The organism is Nonomuraea sp. B19D2 (assembly GCF_040137845.1).
Taxonomy (GTDB): Bacteria; Actinomycetota; Actinomycetes; order Streptosporangiales; family Streptosporangiaceae; genus Nonomuraea.
On sequence record NZ_JBEFAK010000027.1, the window covers coordinates 25177 to 49565 of the forward strand.

General features: G+C 69.7%; 20 protein-coding genes. 12 read left to right on the forward strand and 8 right to left on the reverse strand.

Features of this window, described 5'->3' with window-relative positions:
* Nucleotides 1-9: 9 nt before the first annotated feature.
* Together ABN273_RS37565 and ABN273_RS37570 are read left to right on the forward strand one after the other, a co-directional pair.
* Nucleotides 10-1068 carry an extracellular solute-binding protein gene (locus ABN273_RS37565; RefSeq protein WP_349453892.1) on the forward strand — a complete coding sequence of 353 codons (1059 nt, stop codon included), beginning with the start codon at nt 10-12 and terminating at the stop codon, nt 1066-1068.
* Nucleotides 1065-2138, forward strand: a complete 1074-nt coding sequence (locus tag ABN273_RS37570; protein ID WP_349453893.1) for an adenosine deaminase family protein — start codon at nt 1065-1067, stop codon at nt 2136-2138. The genes ABN273_RS37565 and ABN273_RS37570 overlap by 4 nt, the downstream gene beginning before the upstream one ends.
* 645 nt (nt 2139-2783) lie before the next feature.
* Here the strand turns inward: ABN273_RS37570 and ABN273_RS37575 are convergent.
* A complete protein-coding gene (locus ABN273_RS37575; RefSeq protein ID WP_349453894.1) occupies nt 2784-3734 on the reverse strand; it encodes a LysR family transcriptional regulator in 951 nt (316 codons plus the stop codon).
* A 187-nt stretch (nt 3735-3921) separates the two neighbouring features.
* On the opposite strand from ABN273_RS37575, the gene ABN273_RS37580 reads away from it, so the two are divergent.
* From ABN273_RS37580 to ABN273_RS37615, 8 genes are all read left to right on the forward strand, one after another.
* On the forward strand, nt 3922-4740 hold the full coding sequence (locus ABN273_RS37580) for an alpha/beta fold hydrolase (protein WP_349453895.1): 819 nt from the start codon (nt 3922-3924) through the stop codon (nt 4738-4740).
* Nucleotides 4741-5001: 261 nt separating this feature from the next.
* Complete coding sequence (locus ABN273_RS37585) at nt 5002-6609, forward strand: phospholipase A2 (protein ID WP_349453896.1); 1608 nt, start codon at nt 5002-5004, stop codon at nt 6607-6609.
* Between the two features lie 307 nt (nt 6610-6916).
* Nucleotides 6917-8821 (forward strand): S8 family serine peptidase, encoded by a 1905-nt coding sequence (locus ABN273_RS37590; RefSeq protein ID WP_349453897.1) that lies wholly within the window; start codon nt 6917-6919, stop codon nt 8819-8821.
* A 288-nt stretch (nt 8822-9109) separates the two neighbouring features.
* A complete protein-coding gene (locus tag ABN273_RS37595) occupies nt 9110-9994 on the forward strand; it encodes an alpha/beta fold hydrolase (RefSeq protein WP_349453898.1) in 885 nt (294 codons plus the stop codon).
* Nucleotides 9995-10100: 106 nt separating this feature from the next.
* Nucleotides 10101-10460 carry an alcohol dehydrogenase catalytic domain-containing protein gene (locus ABN273_RS37600; RefSeq protein ID WP_349453899.1) on the forward strand — a complete coding sequence of 120 codons (360 nt, stop codon included), beginning with the start codon at nt 10101-10103 and terminating at the stop codon, nt 10458-10460.
* A gap of 65 nt (nt 10461-10525) precedes the next feature.
* Nucleotides 10526-10933 carry a zinc-binding dehydrogenase gene (locus tag ABN273_RS37605; protein WP_349453900.1) on the forward strand — a complete coding sequence of 136 codons (408 nt, stop codon included), beginning with the start codon at nt 10526-10528 and terminating at the stop codon, nt 10931-10933.
* Nucleotides 10934-11251: 318 nt separating this feature from the next.
* Nucleotides 11252-11686, forward strand: coding sequence for a cupin domain-containing protein (locus tag ABN273_RS37610; RefSeq protein ID WP_349453901.1), 435 nt, complete (start codon nt 11252-11254; stop codon nt 11684-11686).
* Between the two features lie 242 nt (nt 11687-11928).
* Nucleotides 11929-13767, forward strand: a complete 1839-nt coding sequence (locus ABN273_RS37615) for an RICIN domain-containing protein (protein WP_349453902.1) — start codon at nt 11929-11931, stop codon at nt 13765-13767.
* Between the two features lie 92 nt (nt 13768-13859).
* On the opposite strand, the gene ABN273_RS37620 is transcribed toward ABN273_RS37615, so the two are convergent.
* The 5 genes from ABN273_RS37620 to ABN273_RS37640 all read right to left on the reverse strand — a co-directional run bounded on the left by ABN273_RS37620 (nt 13860) and on the right by ABN273_RS37640 (nt 19851).
* A complete protein-coding gene (locus ABN273_RS37620) occupies nt 13860-14780 on the reverse strand; it encodes a VOC family protein (protein WP_349453903.1) in 921 nt (306 codons plus the stop codon).
* Nucleotides 14781-15127: 347 nt separating this feature from the next.
* Complete coding sequence (locus ABN273_RS37625; RefSeq protein WP_349453904.1) at nt 15128-16798, reverse strand: amylo-alpha-1,6-glucosidase; 1671 nt, start codon at nt 16796-16798, stop codon at nt 15128-15130.
* A 17-nt stretch (nt 16799-16815) separates the two neighbouring features.
* Entirely contained in the window at nt 16816-17622 is an 807-nt protein-coding gene (locus tag ABN273_RS37630; protein ID WP_349453905.1) for a carbohydrate ABC transporter permease, read from the reverse strand.
* Nucleotides 17619-18569 carry a carbohydrate ABC transporter permease gene (locus ABN273_RS37635; protein ID WP_349453906.1) on the reverse strand — a complete coding sequence of 317 codons (951 nt, stop codon included), beginning with the start codon at nt 18567-18569 and terminating at the stop codon, nt 17619-17621. Before ABN273_RS37635 ends, ABN273_RS37630 begins: the two co-directional genes overlap by 4 nt.
* A 4-nt stretch (nt 18570-18573) precedes the next feature.
* Nucleotides 18574-19851, reverse strand: coding sequence for a sugar ABC transporter substrate-binding protein (locus ABN273_RS37640; protein ID WP_349453907.1), 1278 nt, complete (start codon nt 19849-19851; stop codon nt 18574-18576).
* Nucleotides 19852-20104: 253 nt separating this feature from the next.
* Here ABN273_RS37640 and ABN273_RS37645 point away from each other — a divergent pair, with 253 nt between their 5' ends.
* Nucleotides 20105-21130: a LacI family DNA-binding transcriptional regulator gene (locus ABN273_RS37645; protein ID WP_349453908.1), complete on the forward strand. Its 1026-nt coding sequence runs from the start codon at nt 20105-20107 to the stop codon at nt 21128-21130.
* 1 nt (nt 21131) lies between these two features.
* Here the strand turns inward: ABN273_RS37645 and ABN273_RS37650 are convergent, their stop codons facing one another.
* Together ABN273_RS37650 and ABN273_RS37655 are read right to left on the reverse strand one after the other, a co-directional pair.
* Nucleotides 21132-21968, reverse strand: coding sequence for a MauE/DoxX family redox-associated membrane protein (locus ABN273_RS37650; RefSeq protein WP_349453909.1), 837 nt, complete (start codon nt 21966-21968; stop codon nt 21132-21134).
* Nucleotides 21965-23875: an ABC transporter ATP-binding protein gene (locus ABN273_RS37655; RefSeq protein WP_349453910.1), complete on the reverse strand. Its 1911-nt coding sequence runs from the start codon at nt 23873-23875 to the stop codon at nt 21965-21967. The genes ABN273_RS37650 and ABN273_RS37655 overlap by 4 nt, the downstream gene beginning before the upstream one ends.
* A gap of 293 nt (nt 23876-24168) precedes the next feature.
* Here ABN273_RS37655 and ABN273_RS37660 point away from each other — a divergent pair, with 293 nt between their 5' ends.
* Nucleotides 24169-24339 carry an SflA family class IV lanthipeptide gene (locus tag ABN273_RS37660; RefSeq protein ID WP_165959921.1) on the forward strand — a complete coding sequence of 57 codons (171 nt, stop codon included), beginning with the start codon at nt 24169-24171 and terminating at the stop codon, nt 24337-24339.
* The last annotated feature ends 50 nt before the right edge of the window (nt 24340-24389 follow it).

The following is a 24389-nucleotide window of genomic DNA, read 5'->3' on the forward strand; positions in this document are numbered from 1 at the left end:
AGGAAGCCCATGCCCACGCGCCGCGCCGTACTGGCCGCTGCTCTGACAGTGCTCGCCGCAGCCGGATGTTCCGGCTCCGGCGCCGGCTCCAGTGAGAAGCAGGCCGATCAGAACACCATCGTCGTCAGCACCTTCCCCTTCGGTGTGAAGGAGTTCGAGCAGGCGGTCGTCGCTCCGTTCACCAAGCAGACGGGGATCAAGGTCGAGCTGGACACCGGGTCCAACTCCGACCGGCTGTCGAAGCTGAAGCTCGCCAAGGGCGAGCCGGAGGCGGACGTGGTGCTGATCTCGGACTACTTCGCCGCGCTCGGGCAGAAGGACGGCCTCTTCCAGAAGGTCGACGTGCCCAACATGAAGGAGCTCGCGCCGTTCGCGACCGAGGGCGCCTACGAGGGGCCGGCCTACACGCACCAGCTCAACGGGATCATCTACAACACCGGCAGGCTCAGCCAGAAGCAGGCCGCCGACTGGGCGCTGTTCGCGAACGCGGCGAACAAGGGAAAGGTCGCGCTTCCCGATATTTCGGTGACCGCCGGACAACTCATGATCTCGGGGGTGGGTGAGTCGTACGGCAAGGGCCCGTACGACATCGACACCTCGTTGCAGACCCTGGCCGGCTGGGCGCCGAACGTCCTGCAGTTCTACACCTCCTCGACCGAGGTCACGAACCTGCTGACCCAGGGCGAGATCGTCGCCGCCGACGCGCTGAGCGGCTTCGCCACCAAGCTTGTCACCTCGGGCGAGCCGATCGCCTGGACGGCTCCCGCCAAGGGCCGCTACATGGCCACCAACCGGGCGATGATCCCCAAGGGCGCGCGCAACCAGCAGGGAGCGGCGAAGTTCATCGACTACATGCTGTCGGCCGAGGCGCAGAGCGCCATGGCGAAGGCCGTCGGTGACCTGCCCACGAACTCGAAGGCCGAGATCCCGGCCGACATCGCCAAGGTGACGGGCGAGGCGGCGAAGGACCCCGTGGCCGCCGGGTTCAAGACCCTCGACCCCGCCCAGCTCGTCGACACCCGCGCCACCTGGGTCGACCGCTTCACCCGCGAGGTGGCCGGCAAGTGAACCTCGACCTGATGCCCAAGGTCGATCTGCACTGCCACCTCATCGGCACCGTGCGCGCCTCGACCTTCGCCGAGCTGGCCAGGCGGGAGGGGCTCGACCTGCCCGACGCGCCCGAGCAGATCTACGCGGACGTGAACTCGCTCCCGCCGGACCCGGCACTCTACCTGGACACCCGGATCCCGGTTCCGCAGGGCAGGAGCGCGGACGAGCCCGAGGTCTCCTACTCCCTGTTCCAGGTGTCCTCGTGGGTGCTCCAGGTGCTGCGCGACGCTGACGATCTCACCAGGATCACCTACGAGGCGTTCGAGGACGCCCACCGCACCAGCGCGACCAGGCATCTCGAGCTCTCCTTCGACGCGCTGACCGAACAGCAGGAGAAGCTCGGCTACGCCACGGTGGTCGAGGCGTACGCCGAGGGCATCAGGATGGCAGAACGCGACTTCGGCATGTCGGGCAGGCTCATCGCGGCCATCGACCGGAGCAAGTCGGGCGAGGAGGCGCTCTCCTGGGTACGCACTGTCGTGGACAACCCGCACGACTACGTGGCGGGGATCGGGCTGGACAACCTGGAGACCGCCGGGCCGCCCGAGCGGTTCGAGGCCGCCTTCCGGCTCGCCGGTGCGGCCGGGCTCCGCCGTACCGCTCACTCCTCCGAGCACGCGCCCGTCGCCGCCAACACGATCACCTGCCTCGACGTGCTCGGGTGCGACCGGATCGACCACGGCTACTTCGTACTCGAGGACGACGAGGTCGTCGCCAGGGTCAGGGACGAGCAGATCCCGTTCACCGTCATCTCGACCACCTCGCGGCGCTCGTGGCGGCCGTGGCGGCGGGCGTCGATCGCGGCGATGCTCGAGGCCGGGCTCAACGTCATTCCCGCTTCCGACGACCCCGGGATGTTCCCGACGTCGCTGGCGAACGAGTACCGGATCCTCTCCGATCAGCTCGCCGTGCGGGATGAGCGGTTGCGTGCGATGGCGCTGGCCGGGGTGGAGGCGTGTTGGCTGCCGGAGCCGGAGAAGGACGCGCTGCGCGAGCGCTTTGAGAGAGAACTCGCGAGCGCGGAGTGATCGGCGCCGGATGGTTGACCTTGTTCGGGTCGTACGTGAGTGACAAGGTCAGGTGAGACACCTCTCTCACAGGAGGTCATGCGCCGATGGCTGTCGCGGGCCCGGGGCCAGTGAATCGGCTCGAACGCTGGTTGCTGGCACGAGCATGGCGATGGTGTGTCTTCGAGGCGATCGCCGCTGTGGGGATCCCCCTCTGCGCCGTGGGCTTGGCGTACGGAGGAACATGGCTCGCGATACATGGCCCCGGCTGGCTGAGCCCGGCTTTCGGCACTGTGCTGTTCCTGGTCGGCTTCATCGGCGGCTCCGTCTCTTCATTCCTCTACGTACGAGGCGAGAGGTGGATCTTCCTCCAGTTCCCCGCGGCCTTCGCGAGCGGCATCCTGCTGGGCGTGGCGTCCGGCGCAGTGAGCGCGGCCGTGGCCGGCGACGTGTTGCGCTCCCGGGGCGAGCCGACGACGTGCAGCTCTGATCGCGGCGGTCGTGCTGCGGCTCAGCTATGTGGCCGTTGTTGTGCTCATCCTCCGATACCGACCCGACAGGCGCTGACCGACATGGCGCGCTGCATGGCGGGCGCAGCGGCGCGCTCAATACGCGCCAGCGGGTGGTTCGGGCGGTCGACCCAGGCGTACATCCGAGCGATTCACGCTAACCGGGTGGCCGCAGCCCGGCCTCGGGTTCGGGAAACCAGGCTTCCTGCGGCACCGTGAGCCAGAGGTGGGCGGCGGTCAGCTCGTCCGCGGCCCGGTGCAGGGCGCGCAGGCCGGGGTGGTCGGTGTCGGCCCGCCAGATCATCGCCCAGGGGAACAACGCGACCGGCTCCACCAGCGGTCGCAGGACGGCGCCGGGCACGGCGGGCTGAGTCGTCATGGTGAGGATGGGGGCGTTGCGGTCGCGGATGTGCTGGGCGAGTTCGTCGACGCCCTGAACGTGCGGGTGCGCCAGGGCCGGGTCGACTCCGAAGGGCGCCAGCAACTGGAGCACCGCGTGCTCCCAGCCCGGCGTCGCGTGGTTGCCTGCGCGGATGCAGACCCCGGTGCCGCGAAGCGCTTCCAGCGGCACGGCGTCGGCCTGGGCCAGCGGGTGGTGTTCGGGCAGCAGTACGGCGATGGGCTCATGTCGTACGGCACGCTGCCGTACCCCGTCGAGCCGGCCCGGCACGCGGCCGAAGGTGACGTCCACCTTCTCGGCCAGCAGCAGCGGCACGGCCGCCTCGGTGCCGGTGTGGAAGCGGGCGAAGAACTCCACCTCGGGAGCCCGTCGGCGCGCCTCCGCCAGCACCAGCGTGGGGGTGAGGCCAGGGCCGACGACGTCGACGGTCAGCGACTGGGGCTCGCCGCGTAGTTCGAGCAGGGTCGAGTCGTACAGTCCCAGGATCTCGCGCGCCCGGCTCAGCAGCAGCCGCCCGGCCGGGGTGAGCGTGACGCGTCGCGTGGTGCGCTCCAGCAGCCGGGCCCCGATCCGGTCCTCCAGCCGGCGGACGTCACGGCTGAGCGCCTGCTGGGCCACGAAGAGCCGCTGGGCGGCCCGGCTGAAATGCAACTCCTCGGCCACGGCCACGAAGTGGCGCAGCAGGCGGATCTCCACGTCGTCAGGCACGGTTCCTTCATAACCGATTGACACGCCTGGCGCGTGAATCGCGTTCGAACAGGTGTTTGACACCACGACGCCGGGGCCGCCACGATGGCCGTGCAAGATCCACCGATCGGCTCGTGGCCGCGACAGTGCCACCCTTGCTGACCGCAGTCGTCAGATCTCACACCGCCCCCGCACTTAGGAGGACGCCATGACCCCCACGATCACCACCGCCACGCTCGACGTCCCGGGCGCGCGCCTGTACTACGAGGTACGCGGGCAGGGCCCGCTCGTGGCGCTGCTCGGCGCCCCGATGGACGCTGCGTCCTTCGCGCCGCTGGCCGACCTGCTGGCCGCCGACCACACGGTGCTCACCACCGACCCGCGCGGCATCAACCGCAGCCGGCTCGACGACCCCGAGCAGGACTCCACCCCGCAGTCGCGCGCCGACGACCTGTCCCGGCTGCTGGCGCACCTGGACGCCGGGCCGGCCACGATCCTGGGCTCCAGCGGCGGCGCGGTCACCGCGCTGGCCCTGGCCCAGGCCCGTCCCGAGCAGGTCCACACCGTCATCGCCCACGAACCCCCGCTGGTGAACCTGCTGCCCGACCGCGAGCGGCTCCACGCCGGAACCGACGACCTCATCGCCACCTACCTGGCCGGCGACGTCATCGGGGCGTGGGCGAAGTTCATGAAGCAGGCCGACATCACGCTGCCCGAGGGGGCTCTGGAGATGATGTTCGGCGGTGACCGCGATCCGCAGCACATCCAGGACGAACGCCGCTGGTTCGCCCACGAGATGATCCACACCAACCGCTGGCTGCCCGACCTGGACGTCATGCGTTCGCTGCCGATCCGCTTGATGGTCGGCATCGGCGAGGACTCGGCCGGCGAACTGTGCGACCGCACCTCCAGGGCTCTGGCGGACGCCCTCGGCGTCGAGCCCGTCCTGTTCCCGGGCGACCACACCGGCTTCGCCGATCAGCCCGACCGTTTCTGCGCCCGGTTGCGTGCCGTTCTGCCGCAGTGATCCAAATGACCGAATACGCCTTCACGCCATGCCGCCGAGCCATTGTTCGCGAAGGCCCCACACGAGCTCCATAAATTATCGATAAGCTCGCCATATGATTTCCCGACCTGCGTGAACGCACGAATGATTTTCCCCCGAGGCATAGCTTCGTAGGCGATTTGAACACCGTTCCAGGAAATTGTCCAGCCCTTGCCGAGCGATTTACCAGCACTTACTCTCCAGGTGATCAAATCACTTTCCTTCTTTACCTGGAGGCACCACTTGCGCCGATTAGCGCTCCCCGCCGCCATCGCGTCGATGCTCCTCCCCTTCCTCGCCCCGGAGGTCTTCGCCGCCGCGCTCGACGACCCGCCGCCGGCCGACGTTCAGGAGATCGGCCCCGGCCAATACTCCTCCGACACCAAAACGTTCAAACTCACCGAACTGGACGTGTCCGCCGGCGCGATCGGCCGCAAGCACGGCGTGGCTCTGACCGGCGGCGATCTGGCCCGGCCGCAGTCGGCTCCGGCCACCCGCCCCGAGTTGGGCGTCTTCGGGCCGGGCTGGCAGGCCGAGTTCGCCGGCGGGACGATCAACCGGAAACTGGCGAACCAGAACGGCACCCTCGTCGTCACGGAGCTCGACGAAGGGACGTCGACCAGCTACCCCCTGAAGAGCAGCGTCTCCTTCCCCGACGGCGGCGGCGTCCTGACGTACGAGGCCGACAACGGATCCAAGATCACCGAGACCACCAAGTGGGACGCGAACGTCGGAGCGATGCGCACCACGACGGTCGAGACGCTCGCGATGGATCCGGGCCCCGTGGAGGCGGGCGACGAGGGCTTCACCAACGACGACGGCACCCCCATCAGCACCGGCGACCTTCAGCTCACCTACACGTGGACCCGGCCGGCCGGGGCGCCGAGCGCCGACCCCTGGCGGGTGACCGATGTGGGCAGCACCGCCTTCGGCAAGTCCACGATCACCTACGACGCCCAGGGCCGCGTCAGCACCGTGAAGGAGCCGGCCGGCACCACGGAGCCCGCGTCCGTCACCAGGTTCACCTACGCCACGGCCACCACGGCCACCGGCACCTCCAACGGCGACTACGCGGGCCGGCTCAAGGAGATCGCGGTCACCTATGGAACCGAGGCGCCGCAGACCGAGGCGAGCTACGCCTACGACCTGAACGGCCTGCTGCGCACCGTGAGCGATCCCAGCGTCGGTGCCGTCCAGGGGACCTACGCCTACGACTCGGTGGGGCGCCTGTCGTCGATCGAGTCCCTCACCAACGGCGACTGGCAGCTGTCGTTCCCGGCGGGCGCCGCCGCTCCCCAGGTGGTCGCCACCGGCACCGACATGCCGGAGAACGGTGGGACGACCACGGGCGCGGCCGGGCTCGACGACCCCAACGCCACCGAGCCGCCGGCCAGCGACTTCCTGCCGGAAGGCGTGGATCCCCCGCAGTCGTACCCGAAGAAGTGCAGCACGGCCGTCACCTGGATGTGGTACACGAAGTCGGGCTGCTCAGCCTGGGCGTTCCACGGCGGCAAATGGCGCAAGCCCGACTGGAAGCGGACCGCCAGCGGCTTCAAGGTCAGGGGTATCTACTACGACCACTGCACGAGTTCTCCGGACAAACCCCACAATTTCGATATGCGGCCGGCCTGTGACTCCCACGACTACGGGTACGGGCTGATCCGCAACAAGAAGAAGAACTACAAGTACTACCTCGACTTCACCCGTACGCGAAAGCTTGACGTGGACAACCGGTTCTACATCACCATGCGCGACAAGGTGTGCGGCGGTTACTTCATCCTCTTCCGGCCCGACTGCAGGGCATGGGCATGGGTGTACTACCAGGCCGTCAAGAAGAAGGGCAATCCCTGAGCACAGCGTGAGTCCGACGTGACACCTGAGCTCTGACCTTTCGGGAACTTTCCCTCGGCCGGATGGCGGCATCGGCCGCCGTCCGGCCACCCCTCATGCCGGCGTCGTTTCCCTGCACCTCCCTTAGCGTAAGGCGCGGTACGTCATGAAATCACGAGTCTTATCCTGTGTCGTCGCGGCGCTGGCGGCCACGGCGATCGCGACCGGGCCGGCCAGCGCGGCAGCGGCCCCCCAAGCTGTCCCCCAAGCAACTCCTCAGGCGGTTTCCACCCCCACTCCGACAGCGATCCCCTGGATCGAGCCCAAGTTGAGCGAGCGGGCGGCCGCCGCGGGCAAGATCAGAGTGAACGTGGTCAGCAAAACCCGTGCCGACCTGCCGGACGCGGCCGCCAGCGGCCAGGTCGTCCAGCAACTGTCCCGCTTCCCCCTGGTCACCCTGCGCGTCGACCAGGCCGGGCTGGACCGGCTGGCCAAGCTGCCCAGCGTGGTGAGCGTGACCGAGGACCGGCCGGTGCCGCCGGTGCTGGCCGAGAGCGTCCCGCTGATCGGCGCGGACAAGACCAGGGCCGCGGGCAAGACGGGTGCCGGCAGCGTGGTGGCCGTGCTGGACACCGGCGTCGCGGTCAACCACCCCTTCCTCAAGGACCGGGTGCTGGAAGAGGCCTGTTTCTCCCCCATCGACGCCGACTACTCCGCCACCAGCCTGTGTCCCGACGGCAACGCCCAGCAGGAAGGGCCCGGCGCCGCCGACACCGACCAGGGCCCCTGCGCCGACCCCGCGCTGGACTGCGACCACGGCACCCATGTGGCCGGCATCGCGGTCGGCGACGGCCAGGGCGTGACCGGTGCCCCGCCGGCCGGCGTCGCGCCCGGCGCCGAGGTCGTCGCCATCCAGGTGTTCAGCAAGTTCGCCTCCGAGGACCTGTGCGGGGTGGGCGCCGCCCCGTGCGTGCTCAGCTTCACCAGCGCGCAACTCGCCGGCCTGGAGAAAGTGCTGGAACTGAAGGAGGCGGGGGTGCCGCTGGTGGCCGCCAACCTCAGCCTGGGCGGCGGCCAGTACACCGCCGCCTGCGACGGCGACCCGCGCAAGACGGTCATCGACGGCCTGCGCACCGCCGGCGTGGCCACCGTGATCGCGGCCGGCAACAACGGCTACGGCGCTGCCGTAGCCGCCCCCGCCTGCGTGTCCTCGGCCATCGCCGTCGGCGCGACCACCGACCAGGACGGCGTGGCCGCCTTCAGCAACCGCGGCGCGCTGCTGGACCTCTTCGCCCCCGGCGTGTCCATCGTCTCCTCCGTGCCCGGCAACAAATGGGCCTCCTTGAACGGCACCTCGATGGCCGCCCCGCACGTCACCGGCGCCCTGGCCGTGCTGCGCCAGGCACTGCCCGACGCCCCGCTGGCCCAGCTCGAAACCGCCTTGAAGACCACCGGCAAAGCCATCGCCTACAACGGGGTGACCATCCCCCGCATCCAGGTCGACACCGCCGTACTGGGGGGAAATGCCCCTGAACCCGGCGCCTGGACCGTCCCGTACTACGAGAACATGAAGGACACCGCGATCCCCGACCACGGCACCGTGGAGTCCTCCATCCCGATCAACGACCTGATGGGCACCGCGCCCGCCACCACCGAGGTGTACGTCGACATCCACCACACCTGGCGCGGCGAGCTGAAGATCGACCTGATCGCCCCGGACGGCAAGGTCTACCCGCTGGTGGCCAACGATCCCAACGACAGCGCCGACATCATTCACGAGACCTTCCAGGTCAACGCCAGCGCCTCCCCGGCCAACGGCACCTGGAAGCTGCGCGTGCAGGACGTCGAATGGGTCGACACCGGCTACATCGACGGCTGGTGGATCCGGCTGCCGTGCTTCGGCAACTGGGACGACGCCGCCATCCCCGATCCCGGCACCGCCGAATCCAGCATCGTCCTGGCCTGGATCAACGGCAACGCCCCCACCCGCACCCGGGTCCACGTCGAGATCGAGCACACCTGGCGCGGCGACCTGAAGCTCGACCTGGTCGCGCCGGACGGCAAGGTGTACGCGTTGCGTGCCGCCGATCCCAAAGACGGCACCGACAACATCGACGAGAACTACTGGGTGAACGCCAACGTCTCGCCGGCCAGCGGCACCTGGAGACTCCGCGCGGAAGATCTCACCAAGGGCGACAAGGGCTTCATCAACGGATGGACCCTGACGCTGTAGAGGCACCTGCGGGGCGGCTGCTCGCGCGTTTGTCGCGGGCAGCCGCTCCGGCCGTTCGTCGCTGGGTGAAACTTTCAGCCATGAAGCACGGCCCCGGCCGGGACGGTTTCCTAATAATCAGCCGCTAATTATTATGGTGCCGACTTCGGGGGTGGAGCGCCATCACATTCGTCGCTGCGTCTGCTGGTGCTCTGACTTCTTCACGACGGGCCGAAACACTGTCCACGGGACGCATTCGTTCGGCAGGGCTCCTCGCGTCAACCAGATGAGCGATCGAAAGGTGCTTCCATGCCCATATCGCCATTACCCGCCATCACGGATGCGGCCGCTGTCTCGGCTGACCAGACCCGCATCGGCTACCGCACCGTGGGCACCGGACCAAGCCTCGTCCTGATCCAAGGCGCCATGGGCACCTGCGAAAACTTCACCGAACTCGCCGGCCTGCTCTCCGACTCCTTCACCGTGATCCTGCCCGACCGCCGCGGCCGCGGCCTGAGCCCACGCCCGTTCGAACCCGGCCACCAGGCCGCCCGAGACATCGAAGACCTCGCCGCAATACTCAACGCCACCGGCGCCACCGACATCTTCGGACTCAGCACCGGCGCACTGCTAGCACTCGAAGCCGCCCGCACACTCCCCAACATCCGACGCGTCGCAGCCTTCGAACCCCCCATCTACCTCGACGGCCTGCCCACCGAACTCATCACCCGCTTCCACCACGACACCACCCACGACGACCTGCCCGCCATGCTGATCACCGCCATGAAACTCACCGGCCTCGCCCCACGCCCGATCGAACTCATCCCGCGGCTCCTCCTGGAAGCCGCCATGCGCCTCGTTCTACGCCGCGAAGCCCGAGCAAAGCCAGGGCGTTACGCCTCCACCGCCGAACTGGCCCGAGCCCTGCCCTACGACATCGCCGTCGTCGAGCAACTCCAAGACATCACCCGCTACAGCGCCATCAACGCCGAAGTCCTGCTCCTCGGCGCCGAACACAGCCCGCCATACATGCGAGCCGCACTGAACGCCCTGGCCAACACCCTCCCCACAGCCCAACGCATCGAACTGGCCGGCGTCGGCCACGGCGCCGCCTGGAACACCGACCGCAGCGGCAACCCCCACACGGTCGCCCCCGCCCTACGCCACTTCTTCAACCCCGCACAACCGAACTGAGCAGGCCAAACCCAGAGTCAGCGGGCGCATGCCGCTGCGGATGGTGTGTCCGGCATCCGGGTACGTTCGTCGTGTTCGCCATCTCCGCCATGAACGAGGCCCTGTCATGCAAGCCATCACGGTCCGAGACCGCTCCGCCGGCCTGGCCGGGCTTTCCCTGACGGAAGTGCCGTACCCCCGCGCCGCCGAGAACGACGTCATCGTGCGGGTGCACGCCGCCGGTTTCACCCGCGGCGAGCTCGACTGGCCGGCGACGTGGTCCGATCGCGCGGGCCGCGACCGTACGCCGAGTGTGCCAGGGCATGACGTGTCCGGTGTCGTCGCCGAGTTGGGGTACGGAACCACCGGCCTGACCGTCGGCCAGCGGGTGTTCGGGGTGACCGACTGGGCCCGCAACGGCGCGCTGGCCGAGTACGTGGCAGTGGAGGCCCGCAACCTCGCGCCGCTGCCGGACAGACCGTCCTGATCCACGGCGCCGCGGGCGGAGTCGGTTCCCTCGCGGTGCAGCTCGCGCGCGAGGCAGGAGCCCGAGTGATCGGCACCGGCAGGACCGGCGACAGGGACACCGCACTCCGTCTCGGCATGGACGCCTTCCTGGACCTGCAGTCCGATCCCCTGGAAGACGCCGGCCAGCTCGACGTGGTGTTCGACGTGATCGGCGGCGACATCCTGGACCGCTCGGCGGCGCTCGTGCGAGCCGGCGGCACGCTCGTCACCATCGCCTCGCCGCCCACGGTCCGGCCCCGGGACGGGCAGGCGATCTTCTTCGTCGTCGAGCCCGACCGCGCCCGGCTCGCGGACCTGGGCCGGCGGCTCCGGGACGGACGGCTCCGCCCGATCGTCGGGGCCGTGCGGACGCTCGCCGAGGCACCATCCGCGCTCGCACCCGCCCAGCGCACCCGCGGCAAGACGATCATCCGGGTCACGGAAGACGAATAGCCGGCCACGTACGCGACGGTGTGGCGCTCTCCTCCGACGCAGTCCGGGGCCGGCTGCGCCTGAGCGGACCATGACGAAGGCTTGAACTCGTCCTTGGCCGGCCTCGAAATACCGCGGGCAGCGTACTCAGGCAACTCCACTCCGTCTGGACAGGAGAGCCGTCATGATCCGGATACGGTCTGCCTGTGGCTTTCTGGCTGCCGGCATGGTCGCGGCAACCGTCGGATGCGCTGGTGACCTTCATCTCCGACACAGGCGATGAGCTCAAGGTCGAAGACCCGCCGAACTAGCCGCCGCCAGAGAGGACGAAGGAAATCCATGAGCTTCGAACATGCGCACCACCTCGAGAACCCCGACGCGACCACTCCGCCGCCGAGGATCGAACTCATCTCGTCGGTGCCGGCGCCGCCGCCGATGCCGGACAACGCCGAGGCGATGACGATCCTGGTCACTCTGCCGCCGGGCAGTGCGGGAAACCCGCCGCACCGCCACACCGGTCCCGCGTTCGGGTACCTCATCAAAGGTGAGATGATCTTCGAATTGGAAGGCGAACCGCAGCGCGTCATCAAGGCCGGCGAGTCGTTCTGGGAGCCGGGCGGCGACCTCATCCATTACCAGGACGCCAATAATCTCCCGGACGCCGAAACCGAGTTCGTTGTCACGATGTTCGGTGTGGCCGGGCAGCCGATGCTCATCCCGGTGAGTGCGGAAGAACTCGAAGAGCGGCGGGACCGCCGAGCGCCTCGCCCTTGACCACTGCGAGTGGGGCCCGCCTTCAGGCGATCAGGCCCTCTTTACATGCCATTGACACGTCTCCATCAGGAGATCTACTATCCGGTCGAATCGATTCGCTACTAGATGCTGAGCATTCTCACTCGCCGGAGTTCATGCCCGAGTGAGGCTTGGCTGCATGCGTTCGAATCGGTTCACAGTCGCGTTGCAAATCGTTGGGTCCCTCTCGCCTCATCCACCCCCACTCCCCCTAGGAGCCACCCATGAGGACGACCACGCAACGACCGCCCAGCAGACGCCTCGCCCTCGTCTCCCGGCTGCTGGCCGGGATGCTCATCGCCGTCATCCTCCCGGCTACCCCGGCGCCGGCGCAGGCCGCGGACGAATCCATCAGTGTCGACTTCGCCGTGGCCGGCGGCGCCCCGGCCTACCGCGCGTCCGGGTGGATCTACGGCATGACGGAGAACGCGTCCGGGCCGGCGGACCACTTCTTCCGTGACGTGAAGTTCCGGTACATGCGGGCCGGCGGCGCCCAGCTCGGCTCACCCGGCGGCTGGGTGTCGGGCGCCTACGAGCGCAGGTGGAACGCCACGCTGGCCCAGGCCCGCCGGACGATCGCGCTCGGCGGCCAGTTCATCATCCTCCCGCACGACCTGTGGGGGGCCGACGGATACCCGATCTCGCGCTTTCCTGGCGACGGCGGCAACTGGTCCGACTACGACGCCTTCCTCACCCGCCTGATCAACGACGTGCGGGCCGCCGGGATCACCGTGCAGTGGGACATCTGGAACGAGCCGAACCTCTCCCTGTTCTGGAACCGCCCGCAGGCCCAGTACTTCGAGCTGTGGCGCCGCAGCCACCAGCGCATCCGCGCCGCCTTCCCGAACCACCTGATCGTCGGCCCCAGCTGCGCCTGCGTACCCTCGACCACGCACAGCTGGTGGAACGCGTACCTCGACTTCGTCCGCGCCAACAACGTCGTCCCCGACATCGTCAGCTGGCACTCCCTGCCCGGCGACCCGGTGGCCAACGTGGCGGCCGCCAACACCACGCTCGACGCGCGCGGCATCCCGCACCCACGCCCGTACCAGATCAACGAATACGCCGCGCCCAACGAGCAGAACCCGGGAGACGGGTCGTGGTACATCGCCCGGCTGGAACGGGCAGGCGCCGACGGGCTGCGCGCGAACTGGGCGAGCGCCGGCAACCTGCACAACGATCTCGCGAGCCTGCTCGTCCGCAACGGCACAGGGCAGCACCTGCCCAAGGGCGAATGGTGGGTCTACCGCTTCTACGCCTCCCAGACCGGCCAGATCGTCTCGGTGACCCCGAGCGCGTCCTACGACGCCTTCGCCACCAAGACGACCGGCATGGCCAAGATCCTGGTGGGCGGCGGCGGGACGACCGGCAACATCGCCGTCAATCTCCGGCGGCTCGACACCACCAGCGGCATCGCGCAGAACAACCAGGTCCGCGCGGTCGTCCAACGCATCTCGTACAACGGCGGCGGCGCCGTCCAGGGGCCGATCACCGTACAGAACACGGTCCTGACGCTGTCCGGCACCGGCGCCACGCTGAACCTGCCCCACACCAACGCCGACGAGACGTTCACCATCACGCTGCTGCCGCCGTCGGAGAGCGGCTTCCAGTCCGTCGCGGTCGCGCAACACTCCCAGCAGTGCCTGGACAACACCGACCTCAGCACCGCCGATGGCAACGTGCAGCAGCAGTTCTTCTGTGAGGGCGGCGATCAGCAGCTGTGGAACTTCCGGCCGGTCGCCGGCGTGGCGGGCACCTACACGCTGGTCAACCAGCAGAGCGGGAAGTGCCTCGACGTGAGCGCGTCGTCCACGGCCGACGGCGCGCCGGTACGCCAGTGGGCGTGCAGCAGCGGAGCGCAGAACCAGCAGTTCACGCTGCGCAGGGTCACCTATGCAGGCAACGATCCCCGGGACCACCAGCTCGTCGCCCGCCACAGCGGCAAGTGCGTCGACGTCAGCACCATCTCGACCGCGCCCAGGGCTCCCATCCACCAGTGGACCTGCAACCCGGCGGGCCAGGCCAGTCCGCTCAACCAGACCTGGCGGCTCTGGGGCCGCTGACCGCTGCCACGGGGTCAGGCCGCGTTCTGAGCGGGGACGCCTTCGCACTCTGGAGGACAGAGCCTTCCGTGCGGAAAGCGTACAGAATCGGTCTAGGTGCTGTGCGCCCCGGTCATGAGCGCGGCCAGGTCTTCGGGGTGCAGGAACGACGGAGGCGGTGGTGGGCCCCAGTTGAACAGGCCGAGGGCGCCCTCGAGGGTCTCCGGGGTCCAGAGTTGGTCGTCGATGATGCAGTCCATGTCGGAGTAGTACTCGCTGAAGTTGCCCGCGGGGTCCTTGAGGTACCAGAAGAAGTTGGACCCGGCGTGGTGCCGGCCCAGCCCCCATACGTGCCGTTCGGGATGGTCTTCCAGCATGCGCGTCGCGCCGCGGCCGATGTCGTCGATGTCGTCGACCTGCCATGAGGTGTGGTGCAGGAAGGTGACGGGAGCCTTGAGTACCAGGATGTTGTGGTGGTCGGTCGAGCAGCGCAGGAACGCCCCGACGTCCTTGACGTAGTCGCTGGCCTTGAAGCCGAGCCCGTCGCGGAAGAAGGCCGTGGTGACGGTGAGGTCGGTGGTCGCCAGCACGGCGTGTCCGAGCTTGCGGGGCCGTACGGGGTCGGTGCGCAGGATTCCGGGCGCGCGGGTGCCGATGCGGTCATGGCGGCCAGGGCCGTTGTACGGGGTGCCCGCCCGAGGGTCCTGGGCGAGGCGGTCCTCGATCTGGACGACGGCGCGAACCCCGGTGACCAGGTCGTGTGCGACGAGCTGGGCGGGACCGAGCTGGGCGGGGACCTCCAGGGCACGCAGCCGGGAGGCGGCGGCCGCCAGATCGTCGGGATCGTCGGCGCCGATCCGCACCTCGACCAGGCGCCGGGTCGGAGCCGTGACCACACGGAGCTGGTCACCGCCGTCGGTGGTGGCCAGCCATCCGTCCGCGCCGGGCCGCAGGCCGAATTCGGTGTAGTAGGCGATGGTTTCCGCGGGGTTGGGCACCCCGATGATGATCGAGCTGAGCCGGTGCAGCGCCATCACGCGCCTCCTTCGACAAGGGTCTGGCGGAGCTCGCCGATGCCTTGAATGTAGGACACGAGCTCGTCCCGCCCTGGGATGGCTGACCGGCCTGGCCATACTCACGGGTGCAACGCCCATCGCCGGATCGGAACGTCCATCCTCGGAACACTTCTCCTTGTCGGGTCGCGCACGCGATCAACACGAAGGTGCCGTACGACAAGTGGCAACGGGTTCACATGGCCACGGGCCTCGCCTTTGTCGTGCTGACCACGCACATGGTGACGGCCGCGGAGGGTGTCCGGTGACCTCGCCGGAGGCCCGTCTCCGGTCCGGGCCTCCGGCGACCCTGACCTGTCAAAACCGGATCACGTCCTGGTCCGCCTCTCGTGGGCGGCGGCGAGGATGAGGTAGGCGCTGGCCGTCCAGGTGTAGGCGCGATCGCGCAGACCCTCGCCGGTGCGGGCGTCGAAGTTCTCGGCGAACCCCGACTTCTCGCACAGTGCGCGGAAGCGGGCGCTGATCTCATCGGCCAGCTCCGAGTGTCCGGCTCGGCGCAGCCCGTCCTCGATCAGGACGGTCGAGGGCGCCCAGATGGGGCCGCGCCAGTAGCCGTCGTCCTGGTAGTGCTCAGAGGCAGGCAGCTCCGTGGCGGGGCCGAACGCGGTCAGGTGCTGCTCGATCCGGGCGGCCAAGGCCGTGCGGACGGGTTGCGGCAGCTCCTCCCCCAGTGCGATCGGCATGAGGTCGAGCAGGCTGGAGCTGGACCAGGTGCGTCCGGAGTGTGCGCCGCGGGCGACGAACCGTTCGCCGTCCCACAGCTCGGCGAGGAGGGCGTCGCGCATCCGGTCGGCCTGCTCGCTCCATCGGGCGGACCCGTCCGGGTCGGTGGCCAGGCGGGCCAGTTCGCGCATCTGGAGAACGAGGAAGGCGGCCAGGTCGGCGGTCTCGACGACGCGCTCGGGGTCGAAGGTGGTGGCGTTGTCCCAGCCGCTGTCGTTGCCGTGCTGGTAGTACGGCAGATCCCGCCCGGGGGCGCGGCGGGCCGCCAGCCAGAACGTGGTCCAGCGTTCCAGCAGCCGGTAGGTCTCGGCCGGGTCGGGCGCCGCGGGGAGGTGGCGCAGGGCCCAGCCGTGAATGGGGGGCTTGACGAAGTTGTAGAGGAGCTCGGAGTGGGTGACGGAGTCGGGCAGCGCGCCGGCGGCGTCCTGGTGGTCGAAGGGCAGCAGGAACTGGTCCCAGGCCAGGTCGGGCAGGCCGCCTGCGAGGGCGATGGCGTTGAAGCAGTGGTCCCAGCTCCACACCTTGTCCATCCAGTGCTTGGACATGAGCACGGCCGGGCGGGTGACGAACCCGGCCGGGCGGACGGCGGCCGACCACAGCACGTAGGCGGCCAGTTCGGCGGCGGGCGTGCGGTCGCTGCGCCAGGGCGCGACCGCCGCGGCGAACGCGTCGAACTCGGCCCGCGCCGCCTTGGCCACCTGCTCGAAGGCGTCCGTGCCGGCGTACGGGGCGCGGGCGGTTTCGTACTCCTCGATGGCGATCTCCCAGTCGCCGCTGAGGACGAGACCGCGTTCGGCGGTGCCCAGCGCCTGCGTGCCGAGGTGTTCGGCCTGCCCGCCGAGGAGGGTGATCCGGTAGCGGCGGCCGGTCTGGTAGACGGTGAAGACGTACGAGCCGTCGACCGGGTCCTGGTAGAAGTACGGGCCGCTGAACGGCGTCAGTACGGGGTCGGCGGCCAGCAGGCGGAGCCCGAGGCCGCGGCCTTTGACCCGTACGGTGTCGGGGTTCTCGTAGGCGAGGTCGATCCGGCCGTCGTCGTGGCTCCAGGTGAGCTGGTGCGGGGTGGCGGTGACGGCGGTCGCGGCGGTGGGGATCAGCCGCAGGATCGCGTGCATGCCGGTCTGGTGCGAGACCAGGTGCACGTCCTCGGCGTAGGTCTTCTCCGCCACCACGGGCGAGAAGCCGAACCAGGATCCGCGGTAGCTGAACGGGATTTCCCGCAGGGAGAACACCGGGCCTGAAGCGGCGACGGTCATGAAGCGAAGGTCCCTTCTCAGTCTTTGACGGCGCCCGCGGTGACGCCGGCGGCGACGTAGCGCTGGGCGACGACGAGCAGGATGGTGGCCGGGATGGAGGCGATCACGGCGGTGGCCATGATGGCGTTCCACTCCTGGTTGTTGTTGCCGATGTAGTGGTAGATGCCGAGGGTGATCGGCTGGTGGTCGCCGCCCTGGTCGAGGGTGGAGGCGAAGACGAAGTCCGACCACGCCCACAGGAACGCGAACAGCGACACGGTGATGATGGAGTTGCGGCTGACGGGCAGCACGATCGAGACGAACGTACGCACCACTCCGGCGCCGTCGGTGCGGGCGGCCTGCAGCAGCTCCTCGGGGATGCCGGACATGAACGTGGTCAGGATGAGGACCGCGAACGGCACGGCGAGGGTGGAGTCGGCCACGATCAGCCCGGCAACGGTGTTGAGCACGCCGGTGGACAGGAAGATGGCGTAGAAGCCCATCGCCATGATGATCCCGGGGATCATCTGCGCGATGAGCAGCACGAAGCTCAGCGCCCCGCCGCCGCGCGGGCGCAGCTTGGCCAGCGAGTACGCCGCCGGCGCCGCGAGCAGCAGGGTCAGCGCCACCGTGCCCAGCCCGACGACCAGGCTCACCCCCAGGTAGGGCAGCTGCTGGTCCAGCACCGCCCGGTAACCGTCCAGGGTGCCGTCGACCGGGAACCAGTTCGGCGGGCTCTTGCGCATGTCCTGGTCACGGGTGAACGACACGTTGATCATCCAGTAGACCGGGAACAACATCACGGCGGTCAGCACCAGCCCGGTCGCGGTCTTGAGATGCCTCATATCGGGCCCTGCCTTCGCTGCACGCGGATGTAGATCAGCCCGAAGACCAGCGCCGTCACGATCAGCAGGTTGCCGACCGCGGCGCCGGGCCCGAAGGAGGGCACGAGGTTGCCGAACCCGAGCCGGTACGACCAGGTCGCGAACGTGGTCGAGGCGCCGCTCGGCCCGCCCTTGGTCATGATCCAGATGATGTCGAACACCTTCAGCGTGTAGACCAGGCCGAGCAGCAGCGTGATCGCCGACACCGGCCGCAGCAGCGGGAACGTCACCTTCCAGAACCGCTGCCGGCCGTTGGCGCCGTCCAGCGCGGCGGCCTCGTAGATGGCCGGTGAGATCGCCTGCAGCCCGGAGTAGAGCACCACGAGGTTGAACGGGATGCCGATCCAGATGTTGGCGATGACGACCGACCACAGCGACCAGTCAGGCGAGGTCAGCCAGTTGACCGGCCCGATCCCGAACCAGGCCAAGACGGCGTTGACCACGCCGGAGTCGCTGTTGAGCATCCACGACCAGGTCGAGCCGGAGACGATCAGCGGCAACAGCCACGGCACCAGGAACAATGCCCTGAGCGTGGCCGACAGCCGGAAGTTCTTCTGGAAGAACAGCGCCAGCGCGAGCCCGATGCCGAACTGGAAGGCCAGCGACACCAGCGTGAACACCACCGTGTGCCACAGCGCGGGCCCGAAGGTCACGTCGGCGAACACCTTCGCGTAGTTGGCGAACCCGGCGAACGGGGCGTCGCCCTGTACGAACGAGCGCACGGTGTAGTTGCGCAGGCTCAACTCGACGTTGCGGTAGAGCGGATAGGCGTAGAACACCAGCAGGTAGAGCACCACCGGGGCGAGAAAGGCCCATGCCGCCCACTGGCCGGATCGCACGCGTGCCGCCCGATGACCTCGTGCCGTCGCTCGGGCGGGACGCGCCGGCGCCTGGATGACTCGGCTCATGCTGCTACTGGGTCGCGCTCGCCGCAGCCGACTGCGCCGCCGCCATCGCCTCCTGCGGAGACTTGGACCCGCTCAGCGCCGCCTGCACCGCGCCCCACATCGGCTCGGAGATCTTCGGATACTTGGTGCCCAGATCGTCGCTGGTGCGGCCCTTGGCCGCCTTGACCGCCTCCACCCACACCTTCAGGTCGGGCGTGGCCGCCACCTGCTTGGCCTGCACCGCCTCCGTGGGCGCGATGTAGGACAGGGTGGTGGTCGTGGTCAGCGAGTTGTCCGTGCTGGTCAGGCAGGTCACCAGCTTCTGGGAGGTGGCGTAGCGGCCGGTGTCGGACTGCACGGGGATGCTGACGAACTCGCCGCCGGTGGGGGCGGGCGCGGTGCCGCCGCCCTTGCCGGGGACCGGGATGATGCCGTAGTCGAAGCCGGCCTTCTTGGCGTTGGCGAGCTGCCAGGTGCCGTTCTCGGCGAACGCGTAATCGCCGCCGGCGAACTCCTGCCAGCTGGTGGTCTGGGTGTTGTTGATGACGGAGTTCGGGGCGTACCCCTTCTTCAGCCAGTCGGTCCACAGCGCCACGGCCGAGACGCCCTCGGGCGAGTCGAGCTTGGTGAGAGCGGCGCCGGAGCCCCAGAACCAGGGCAGGAACTGGAAGCTGCCCTCCTCGGTGCCGATCGCCGAGAACGTGATGCCCTTCTTGCCCGCCGCCTTCACCTTCGCCAGCGCCGCCGTCAGGGATGCCCAGTCCTTCACCGAGGCGATGTCCACCCCGGCCTCCTTCAGAACCTCCTTGTTGTAGTACAGGGCGAGCGTGTTGGCGCCGATCGGGACGCCGTAGGTCTTGCCGCCGCTCTGTCCTGCCGCCAGCAGGTTCGGCGCGATCGTGGAGACGTCGAGCTTGTTCTCCTCGGTGGTGGTGAGCACCCCGGCCTCGGCCAGCGTGGAGACGACCGGATTGTCGACGATCAGCACGTCCGGCGAGTTGCCCTGCTGAGCCGCCAGCAGCGCCTTGTTCGTCAGGTCGCTGGTGTCGTAACCGGTGCGCTCGACCTTCACCCCGGCGTCGGTGCCGCACTTCTCCAGCAGCCTCACCCACTCCGAGCTCTTGTCGTACTGCGGATACGGGTCCCAGATCGTGTACGTCCCGCCCCCGGCGGACTGGCTCGCGCTCGCCGAAGCGCCGCCGTCGCCGCCGGACGATGACGAGCAGGCCGCCAGCCCGCCCACGGCGGCCAGGACCGCCAGACTCGCGCCGGCCGCACGCCGGCTCCTTGCCGCTGATCTCATTGAGCTGACCTCCGCTGACAGGCGTTACGCGGCTGTTTCCGAACGATGTCGAATCGATTCGGCGAATCGGTTCGACCGAAGATAGGCCCGCTCCACCCTGGGCGTCAATGGGTGGTGCGGTACGGTTTTCCGGGAGGTCGCGCGCGATACGCGGCACGCGGCACGTCGTGGCCGCGGAATCCGGCAGCGTACCCTTCATGAACCGGTTCGACCTACGATGGTCGCCGACCGGCGGACCGGACGAGGAGCACGGGTGAACATCGGAGAGATCGCCAAGCGGGCGGGCGTGTCACGCAGCACCGTCTCGTACGCGCTCACCGGCAGGCGCCCGGTGTCGGAGGAGACCAAGCGCCGCATCCTGGCGGTCATCGACGAGCTGGGCTACCGGCCCAACGCCGCCGCCAGGGCGCTGAAGGAGGGCCGTACCCGCACGATCGGCCTGGTCATTCCGCCGGCCGGCCAGCGCCTGACCGACATGCAGCTCGGCTTCGTGGCCAGCGTGGTCGACGCCGCCGCCCGCGCCGACCTGGACGTCCTGCTGTCACCCTCGGGCGGCGAGCACGACCGCTCCTTCGAGCGCGTCGTCACCGGCCGGCGGGTGGACGGTGTGATCCTCATGGAGATCCGCCTGGAGGACGACCGGGTCGCCCGGCTGCTGGCGAGCGGACTGCCGTTCGTCGGCATCGGCCGCACCCGCCACCCGGAGGACATGTCCTGGGTGGACGTCGACTACGAGGCGCTCATCACCAAGTGCGTCCACCACCTGGCCGACCTCGGCCACCGGCAGCTGGCGCTGGTCAACCGCAACGCCGAGCTGGTCGCCGCCGGATACGGCCCCGGTCACCGCGCGCAGGCCGGCTTCGACCGCGCCATCGCCGAACGCGGCCTGCACGGCGTGCAGGTCTGCTGCGGCGACGACGCGCAGGCCGGACAGTCCTGCCTCCAGCAACTCCTCGCCGAGCACCCGGAGTTGACCGCCATCGCCACCATCAACGAGGCTGCGGTGTCCGGCATGTACCGCGCGCTGGCCGAGGCGGGCTTGACCGTGCCCGGCGACTTCTCCATCGCCGGGGTGGCGGCCCGGCACTGGGCCGAGAACCTGCACCCGCCGCTCACCGCCGCCGACGTCCCGGCCGACGAGATGGGCGCCCGCGCCGTCGAGCTGCTCATCCAGCGCATCGCCGACCCGGCCACGGCGCACCGCCACCTCCTGGCCGCCCCGCCGATCTCGCTCCGCAGCACAACCGGCCCCGCGCCCGGCCACCGGCGCGCCATCTGACCTATCGTCCACTCGAATCGATTCGACTCAAGACCTGCTCCAGTTGTGCCGGCTCGGCCGCGCCGCCGGCCGCCAGGACGGTGCGGGCGCGGTCGGTCACCACCACGTACGGCGGCCACGGGATGTCGTTGCGGTCGAAGACGTCCGGGTCCACGACCACGGGCAGCCCGGCGCCACCGTACCCGTCCACCGCGCTGACCAGCACGACCTCCAGGCGGGCGGCCATCGCGGCGAACTCCGGCAGCATCGTCCTGCACAACCCGCACGCCGGTGAGACCAACGCGTACACCACCCGGTCACCGGCCGGCTCCGGCGCCCCGGCGAGGGCGAAGCGGGTGCCGGGACGCGGCCCGGACGAGGGCCTGCCGGCCCGCAGCAGTCGCGCGGGCAGGAAGGCCAGCCCGAGCAGGGCCGCCGCCACCGGGAGCTGGACGGGTGCGAACGCGACCGGCCCGGTCAAGGCCGCCGTCACCGCGAGGACCAGCAGCAGGCCGGTACGCAGCAGCGTGCCGGCCCCGACGAGGTCACGGCCGCCGAAGCAGCCACAGTCCACGGCCATCCCGCGCCGCAGCACCGAGGCCATGGCCGCCAGGAACGCGGCGAGCAGGGCCGCCGCCACCACCGCTCCCCACCGCTGACCGCCCGGCGCGAGCAGCAGCCCGGCGGCGGCGAGCTCGGCCGCGAGCACGGCCACCGCGGCCGGCCCGGCCAGCCCGCCAGGCAGCACCCGGTAGCCGGCCACCGACCGGGCGAAGCCGCGCACGTCGCGCAGCTTGCCCAGCGCCGCCACCAGCAGCATCGCGGCCACGGCGAGGTACGCCGACTCGGCGACGATCATGGCACCGTCTGCTGGAAGGCCGAGGCCTGCAGCTCGTACAGGCCGGCGTACAGGCCGTCGCGTTCCATCAGCTCGGTGTGCGTGCCCTGCTCGGCGACCGTGCCGCCGTCGAGCACGTAGATGCGGTCGGCGTAGCGGACGCTGGCCAGCCGGTGCGTGATGAGGACGATGGTGCGGCCGTCGGCGTGGCCGCGGATCCGCTCGAACAGGGCGTGCTCCGCGCGGGCGTCCAGGGCCGAGGTCGGCTCGTCGAAGATGACCAGCGCGGCGTCGCGGTAGAACCCGCGTGCCACGGCGATGCGCTGCCACTGGCCGCCCGACAGGTCGTGGCCGCCGCGGAAGCGGCGGTCGAGCAGCGCGTCGTAGCCGTCGGACAGCCTCGCCACCACCTCGTCGGCGCCCGCCGCGGCGGAGGCGGCGGCAAGCCGGTCCTCCTCCAGGGGGCGTCCCATGAGGATGTTCTCGCGGACGGTGAGCGGCCAGCGGGTGTGGTCCTGGGCGATCACGGAGATCTGCCGCCGCAGCGCGTCACCGTCGAACGCGTCGAGGTCGACGCCGTCCCAGCGGATCGTGCCCTCCTGCGGCCGGTACAGCCCGGCCAGCAGCTTGGCCAGGGTCGTCTTGCCGGAGCCGTTCTCGCCGACCAGGGCGATGACCTCGCCCCGGCCGACGCTCACACTGACCCCCGACAGCGCGGGCCGGTCGGCGCCGGGGTAGGTGAACGTGACGTTCTCGGCAGTGAGCAGGCTGAACGGAGCCGGCTCAGCGGTGGGCGAGAGTGCGGTGGGCGGCGAGGGGACGCGCTCCCGTGCGAGTTCGCAGAAGGCCAGGTAGTCACCGAAGTAGAGGCCCGCCTCGTAGAGCCGGTTCATGGTCTGGATCAGGGCGGTGAGCGACATCTGCCCGGTCCTGATCGCCAGCACGGCCGCGCCGGCCACCGACAGCGGGATCACGCCGACGGCCAGCAGCACGCCGAGCACCACGTACCCGCCGGCCGTGGCCACGCCGGTCAGCAGGTCGCCGCCCGCCTTGGTCGCGGCCCGCCGCCGCGCCACGTCGAGCTGGACGTCCTGCTCCAGGTCGGCCACCCTGCCGTACTCGCCGAGCAGGAAGTCCCGCAGCGTGAACGCCCGCACCTCGGCGGCGGGCTGCCGCTCGGCCATCAGGTCCGACAACATGAACTTGCGCCGCCGCGCGGCGGACAGCCGGTAGAACGCCTGATAGCCCAGCCGGGCCATACGCACCGCGGCCCAGCCCGCCGGCACGGCGGTGACCAGCAGCAACGGCATGAGCAGTGGGTGCAGCAGGCCGAGTGCCACGGCCGAGGCGAGCACGCCGACCGCGCCGGTGACCACGGCGATCGTCATCTCCACCACGGTGGCGGTGTCGGGCACGCCGCTGTCACGGGCCCGCCGCATCGCGTTGTGGAAGTCGTGGTCGTCGAACGCGGCCAGCTCCACCCGGGTGGTCAGCTCGAACAGACGGGTCTCGGCCAGCCGCTCGACCTGCGGCTTGAGCCGCGCCTGTGCCCACCCGGCGCCGGCCAGCAGCGCGCCGCGCAGCCCCGTGGCGGCGGCCACGAGCAGCAGCGAGGGCAGCGCGCTCCACACCCGATCGGGCGTCGGACCGGCGGAGAACAGCGAGGCCAGCACATCGGAGGTGGCCACCAGGCCGAAGACGGTGAAGACCCCCGCCGCGAGATTTCCCACCAGGGCCACGGCCGTGTCGCGGGGACTGGCCTGCCACGCCATCCGCAGCGCGGCGGCCACCAGGGACGGCAGCCTGCGGGCGATCGTGCCGAGGGTGGCGGCCAGCAGGTGCTCGTCGTGACTCTCCCAGTACGCGACCACGAGCCCCGACCTGTCGTCCGGGACGCTCGTACCGCGCCGGCGCCGCCAGAGCTTCACGCGAGGGCGCCGTTTCGAGGCAGGCACGCCGAAGATCCCCCCATCACGCACGCCAATCTAGAAGATCGAACTCCCCGTGTAAAGGAGCATGTCAACACATTTATGGCCGTTAACGGCCACCCCTGGACAGACTTCCGGATATATGCACATAATGCGTCCGTTTGCTCGCGACGGGGGAACGTGTAAACGATTCGCCGGTCGTGGGCAGGGCACGGGAAAGGCGCCTACCGGCACCATCCCGACGCTCGGATCCCCACGTCGGCCGCCCAAAGGCGGCCAAGGAAGGAGCCCTTATGTCGGTCCTCGCCCTTGAGCCCCGCGACGCCGGAGTCCTGGAGTACGAAGACCTCGCCGTCGACTTCGAAGGCGAGCTGAGCAAGCTGCTCCACGGCCCTCAGGCCTGCGTCAATACCTGCAAGCGGACGGTGTGCAGCAGCTTCCCGTGCTGCCCGTCCATCGTGTGACGCCTGCGTGTGAAGCGCCTGATCCCACGCGGTGACGCGTGGTGATGCGA

Coding starts and splice junctions, on each gene's coding strand:
- ABN273_RS37630 (WP_349453905.1), bottom strand. CDS start 17,622: ATGAGGCATCTCAAGACCGCGACCGGGCTGGTGCTGACCGCCGTGATG.
- ABN273_RS37620 (WP_349453903.1), bottom strand. CDS start 14,780: ATGGCGCTGCACCGGCTCAGCTCGATCATCATCGGGGTGCCCAACCCC.
- ABN273_RS37565 (WP_349453892.1), top strand. CDS start 10: ATGCCCACGCGCCGCGCCGTACTGGCCGCTGCTCTGACAGTGCTCGCC.
- ABN273_RS37580 (WP_349453895.1), top strand. CDS start 3,922: ATGACCCCCACGATCACCACCGCCACGCTCGACGTCCCGGGCGCGCGC.
- ABN273_RS37595 (WP_349453898.1), top strand. CDS start 9,110: ATGCCCATATCGCCATTACCCGCCATCACGGATGCGGCCGCTGTCTCG.
- ABN273_RS37610 (WP_349453901.1), top strand. CDS start 11,252: ATGAGCTTCGAACATGCGCACCACCTCGAGAACCCCGACGCGACCACT.
- ABN273_RS37625 (WP_349453904.1), bottom strand. CDS start 16,798: ATGACCGTCGCCGCTTCAGGCCCGGTGTTCTCCCTGCGGGAAATCCCG.
- ABN273_RS37650 (WP_349453909.1), bottom strand. CDS start 21,968: ATGATCGTCGCCGAGTCGGCGTACCTCGCCGTGGCCGCGATGCTGCTG.
- ABN273_RS37615 (WP_349453902.1), top strand. CDS start 11,929: ATGAGGACGACCACGCAACGACCGCCCAGCAGACGCCTCGCCCTCGTC.
- ABN273_RS37640 (WP_349453907.1), bottom strand. CDS start 19,851: ATGAGATCAGCGGCAAGGAGCCGGCGTGCGGCCGGCGCGAGTCTGGCG.
- ABN273_RS37660 (WP_165959921.1), top strand. CDS start 24,169: ATGTCGGTCCTCGCCCTTGAGCCCCGCGACGCCGGAGTCCTGGAGTAC.
- ABN273_RS37635 (WP_349453906.1), bottom strand. CDS start 18,569: ATGAGCCGAGTCATCCAGGCGCCGGCGCGTCCCGCCCGAGCGACGGCA.
- ABN273_RS37600 (WP_349453899.1), top strand. CDS start 10,101: ATGCAAGCCATCACGGTCCGAGACCGCTCCGCCGGCCTGGCCGGGCTT.